We start from the raw sequence: 4,572 nt of genomic DNA on the forward strand, positions 1-4,572 counted from the left end.
TGCCTTGGTGGCACAGCCCCTTCACAAAACGTCAATTCTGAGTCCAGGCAAACATGCTCGAGCAAGCATTTAAGATGGTGCTGATTTAACTGTTGTAGTTCCAATTTTCCACCCTGTGCCTAACGCCCGCCTAAGGGGCTGGCAACGCATTACCACTAAACTCAAACACAACAACCATAACCACCGCGGCTCAATGGAACTGGAAACGCCACGCGTTGACAGTCCCTCTTGAGGCGTTTGTTATGCAACTATACTTTCAACTTGCAATCCCACAGGTACTGTGCATAAATACACCTGTAAATAAAAACAGCTCCATAAGGGTTTGACTATGCTTACCAATATTAGTGACAAGTTCGATAACATGACAAAGGGACTAACCTTAGCTTTTAAAGTATCTACTGCCTTTGGAGTTACTATTGTCCTTTACTACTGTTTTAGCCTTAGCTACTACCCGAAAGGATTAACTTTAGGAGATGGCATTTTCTTTGTCGCTTTATCATTGGTTTTTGGCTTTATCTACCTTGCATTTACTTTAATGCTTGTGTCAGCCGGAGCTTTGCTTAGCAAGCCATTTAAAGTACTTATATGGCTATTCAGCATAGTAAACAACATAGTTCTTAAAGTAAAAGGACAACCGAAAAAGTATATAAAGATTGATTTCCCTAGTTTATCTATAGATAAACTAGTCTTTTCCATATTTGGGCTATTACTAGTTGTAAGCAACTTTGGTGACTTAACATCTGCCATTAGAATCTTATCTACTGTAATGCTTGTAGCAATTATGTACGAAACAATATTCAAAAATTTGGAGATTTTAACAAAGATAAAATATAAGAAAGAAAAAACTGCTAGAGAGACGAACTTACAGAGAGAAATATCAGGGAAAACACCAAAACTAGTTGTAATGCTTTTAATAACACCACTAATACTTGGTGGAGTTGGAGATAATGTTATTAATACATCAATGTCGCTAACTAAAGTTAAAACGGACAATGTTGTCATACATGTAAAAGCCCCATATACCACTTTATTGTCGGAGTATGGCATTAAAGGAGAAGATAGTAATTTTGGTAAAGATTATAAGATGTATAAAAGCGCAAATATCTTATTCGACTATGTTGGCGTGAATACTATTCTATCAGTACCTATTAACGAAGATGGAAAAATTCATAAGATAGTTTCTATTCCAAGCAAAGAAATTTTTGTAGTAAGGTGATTGTTGCATAACGCCCGCCTAAGGGGCTGGCAACGCATTACCACCAAGCTCAAACACAACAACCGAAACCACTTCGGCTCATTGGGACTGGAAACGCCGCGCGTTGACAGTCCCTCTTGAGGCGTTTGTTAGGTGAATTTACTCGTACACCTGCCCATTGTGTTTCAACCAACCATGCGCATGACGATTTTGAGGATCTTTATGAGTCCAATGAAGAACTCCACCCTTTTTGTTCCATTCGTATTCACCATAAAACTCAACACTGTCGCCAACCTTCAAGTTCGGAATTCTCGGTGCTAAGTCGATGTTATGAGCAACCAGCAATATTTGTCCGCTATTGAGCTTTAAGATGAATTTTTGATGCTTAGAACCATCGTTATCGTCGGGTAACACTTTCACTACTTGCCCAAGTCCTTGAACCTGCAAGTCACTTTGTTGCGATTGATAAGCTTGTTGTAAAACGGCGTCATTGGCATACAAGCTGACCGAAAAACAGCTTGCGACAACAAGCCAAAACGCTAAAAACCATTTCATAAAACTGTCCTTGTTCAATCCACTGACCATTCACCTAACGCCCGCCTAAGGGGCTGGCAACGCATTACCACAAAACTCAATCACAACAACCGTAACCACCACGGCACATTGGAACTGGAAACGCCACGCGTTGACAGTCCCTCTTGAGGCGTTTGTTATGTGAATTGCCTACCGAAGCCTGTTATTTTTGTTAAATCGCCTAACTTTAGCTCGCATATTTTTCATTGGTGATGACGTGTTGAACTGGATCATTCGACCAAATGTCCATCTGTCATACCACGTCGTTTCATACAATTCTTCATTGCTTAAACTTTCAACTAACAAGATAAGCTCGTTTAATGTTGAGTCTAACTCCTTGAGTAAGTCCTCGTATTTCCAGTCACGGTACTGATCGTGAAAACTGACCGCCAACAATCCAAGCTGATTCCATTTATACCCCGTGTCAGGAAAGTCGACTGGCAAACCTTGCGACTTCAAACTGTGCCATTTCAAAACCAAGTTTCCCCAACCAACAAGATAAGCGACAGTGTCACAAACGCTAATTTGTGTTCCTTTTACGTTACCTTCAATTTCACACTTACGTGCCATTGATGCAGGAACATTCCGATAGTCGTCCATAAGTTTCGGGTATATAGAATTTATAGCTGTGAGCAACTCATCTTTTGATTCAGGAACTGAAGACATTATTCTCTCCATTCACATAACGCCCGCTTAAGGGGCTGGCAACGCATTATCACTAAGCTCAAACATAGCAATCGTAACCACCTCGGCTCATTGAGACTGGAAACACGAAGCGTTGACAGTCCCTCTTGAAGCGTTTGTTAGGTATTTTTCTCTGTACCAAGTAGCTCTTTTGCCGACTTTATTGTTTCCTTACTCAGAAACTTTTCATAAAAATCCAAACCTGACATTCCCACTGTTTTCAGTAGAAATACTGAAAACACAACTATGAGAACGAGCGATATAGCGATAAATACAATTCCAGCAATGACATTAAAACCCCAGAGTAATGATGCTGTGGCTAGTAAACCAAAAACATGTCCACTAACTAATGTACCGGCTCCCCACCAATATTGAACTTTGGAGTACTTTTCCATGTCCGTGTCAAGTTCAGGCAGAAGAGTCAAAGCAACTAACAGTAAAGGGAGCGCTATAGCAATAAATATTGTCGCTATTGATTGCGATGTAGTAACAGCATCCTTTGAAAGAAGGCTTAAAATAATAAGTAACTGAAAACCAACATGGGCTTTTGCCGCTTTTGAATCCGAATAAAACTCTGTATTTATTGCCATATTTCCTCATAATACCTAACGCCCGCCTAAGGGGCTGGCAACGCATAACACTAACTTAAACACAACAGCCGTAACCACCGCGGCTCATTGGGACTGGAAACGCCACGCGTTGACAGTCCCTCTTGAGGCGTTTGTTAGGTGCCCGAACTCTCTCTTCTTGTTGGCTCTGTTTCGTGTAAATAGCGGGTAAAAGTATCTTTCGGACGCTCAAGACCATTTTCTGCTAACACTCTTGAGGCCATACCTCGATGATTACTGCCATGTGTCAGTAAATGCAGTAAAATTTCTTCTACTGTTAGCTGTCCAAAACCACCATCGATAAAACGGAAAGTCACATTTCGCTTGAGTTCATCTGCACTGACCGACTGTGTAAAATCAACAAGCCATGAGTCATGCTCATTTATTGTTCGTCGTAACTCAGATAATGAGGGTGTCTCGACTGTATTGTCACCACTGTACTTTTCTGGCTCATCTAAAATGCGACTGATGAAAAGACTATCCACGACCGTTGTGTGATTTAAAATCCGAACGAAAAAGGTCGCATCGTTTTCTGGTAATTGTGAAAACTGTTTTTCACCTAACTCAAGCAACTCGTCGTTTGCCCATTTTTTATATTGAAATACACTAGCAAACTGCATTTTTTCTCCATGAATTATTATTGAAGGCTCTAAAAACTGATTGGCACCTAACGCCCTGCTAAGGGGTGAGCAACGCAATACCGATGTTGCTGCAAACCACCTTAATCACTAATTTCAACGCATAGTAAAAATGCCACGCGTTGCGAATCCCTCTTGAGCAGTTTGTTAGCTTTCACACACAAAGTTCTTACCAATAGCATACAAAATAAGGTCAGGTGCACTCATTTTTTCAAATGGGACTCCAGCTGGAGGAAGTTTATCTGCATTAATTTTCTCAATAATAACTTTTGTATCCATTAGATAAGAAGTTATTTTCATGGCCATATCAGGTTGAGAATAACCATCAGCACAGATACGCCCTCCTTTTTTAGTTGCAGGTATCAGCATTGAAGCGCCGTGAATAACACCTATGCAATAGCCAGCAACGAAATTATCTTCATTTAATGCAGCTGCTTTACATGATGTTATTGCTGAATTGATGTTTTCTAGCCCAGATGAAAATGCCTGAGCTGACAGCAATACCAAACATAAACACGTAATTTTAAGTAACACAGTTTTCAAATTTTCCTCCTTGAAAGCTAACGCCCGCCTAAGGGGCTGGCAACGCACCACTAAACTCAAACGCAACAACCATAACCACCGCGGCTCATTGGGACTGGAAACGCCGCGTGTTGACAGTCCCTCTTGAGGCGTTTGTTAGTTTCGTAGCCCATTGTTTAACAATGACTTTTTAAACACATTTGCTTGAAAGTCATTTTACGCAAAAGCATCACACAAACACACGTCCAGAGCCAAAAGCTGTGAAGTTGGCTGCCAAAACTCAAAACGATCAAGGTTAAGTTGGCCACGGTTAAGAGTCCGCGACAAAGAAAGCCAGATCACAGCGATGATG

Annotated in this window: 7 protein-coding genes and 1 pseudogene; 1 reads left to right on the forward strand and 7 read right to left on the reverse strand. The window is 40.8% G+C overall.

Annotation, left to right across the window (positions count from 1 at the left end; all coding sequences use genetic code 11):
* Positions 1–104 (reverse strand): annotated as a pseudogene (locus D908_RS23085) (GNAT family N-acetyltransferase); the annotation flags it as partial.
* Positions 105–328: 224 nt separating this feature from the next.
* Here D908_RS23085 and D908_RS02445 point away from each other — a divergent pair.
* Entirely contained in the window at positions 329–1,216 is an 888-nt protein-coding gene (locus D908_RS02445) for a hypothetical protein (RefSeq protein WP_005527074.1), read from the forward strand.
* Between the two features lie 138 nt (positions 1,217–1,354).
* Here D908_RS02445 and D908_RS02440 read toward each other — a convergent pair whose 3' ends face one another.
* The 6 genes from D908_RS02440 to D908_RS02415 form a co-directional block, all read right to left on the reverse strand.
* The gene (locus tag D908_RS02440) at positions 1,355–1,750 is read right to left on the reverse strand and encodes a DUF3465 domain-containing protein (protein ID WP_032467738.1); all 396 of its coding nucleotides are present in this window, start codon (positions 1,748–1,750) and stop codon (positions 1,355–1,357) included.
* A 168-nt stretch (positions 1,751–1,918) separates the two neighbouring features.
* Positions 1,919–2,434: a ClbS/DfsB family four-helix bundle protein gene (locus D908_RS02435; protein WP_005527078.1), complete on the reverse strand. Its 516-nt coding sequence runs from the start codon at positions 2,432–2,434 to the stop codon at positions 1,919–1,921.
* A 137-nt stretch (positions 2,435–2,571) separates the two neighbouring features.
* The gene (locus D908_RS02430; RefSeq protein ID WP_005527080.1) at positions 2,572–3,042 is read right to left on the reverse strand and encodes a hypothetical protein; all 471 of its coding nucleotides are present in this window, start codon (positions 3,040–3,042) and stop codon (positions 2,572–2,574) included.
* A gap of 134 nt (positions 3,043–3,176) precedes the next feature.
* The gene (locus D908_RS02425) at positions 3,177–3,680 is read right to left on the reverse strand and encodes a DinB family protein (protein WP_001158953.1); all 504 of its coding nucleotides are present in this window, start codon (positions 3,678–3,680) and stop codon (positions 3,177–3,179) included.
* 165 nt (positions 3,681–3,845) lie between these two features.
* Positions 3,846–4,241 (reverse strand): hypothetical protein, encoded by a 396-nt coding sequence (locus D908_RS02420; protein ID WP_005527083.1) that lies wholly within the window; start codon positions 4,239–4,241, stop codon positions 3,846–3,848.
* A gap of 195 nt (positions 4,242–4,436) precedes the next feature.
* Complete coding sequence (locus D908_RS02415; RefSeq protein ID WP_086028658.1) at positions 4,437–4,571, reverse strand: DUF645 family protein; 135 nt, start codon at positions 4,569–4,571, stop codon at positions 4,437–4,439.
* Between the last annotated feature and the right edge of the window lies 1 nt (position 4,572).

Origin of the sequence: Vibrio mimicus CAIM 602, assembly GCF_000338875.1 — a bacterium.
Taxonomy (GTDB): domain Bacteria; phylum Pseudomonadota; class Gammaproteobacteria; order Enterobacterales; family Vibrionaceae; genus Vibrio; species Vibrio mimicus.

What these genes read in the sequence shown, in the direction of transcription:
- D908_RS02445 (WP_005527074.1), top strand. Translation starts at nt 329, where the DNA reads ATGCTTACCAATATTAGTGACAAGTTCGATAACATGACAAAGGGACTA.
- D908_RS02440 (WP_032467738.1), bottom strand. Translation starts at nt 1,750, where the DNA reads ATGAAATGGTTTTTAGCGTTTTGGCTTGTTGTCGCAAGCTGTTTTTCG.
- D908_RS02435 (WP_005527078.1), bottom strand. Translation starts at nt 2,434, where the DNA reads ATGTCTTCAGTTCCTGAATCAAAAGATGAGTTGCTCACAGCTATAAAT.
- D908_RS02430 (WP_005527080.1), bottom strand. Translation starts at nt 3,042, where the DNA reads ATGGCAATAAATACAGAGTTTTATTCGGATTCAAAAGCGGCAAAAGCC.
- D908_RS02425 (WP_001158953.1), bottom strand. Translation starts at nt 3,680, where the DNA reads ATGCAGTTTGCTAGTGTATTTCAATATAAAAAATGGGCAAACGACGAG.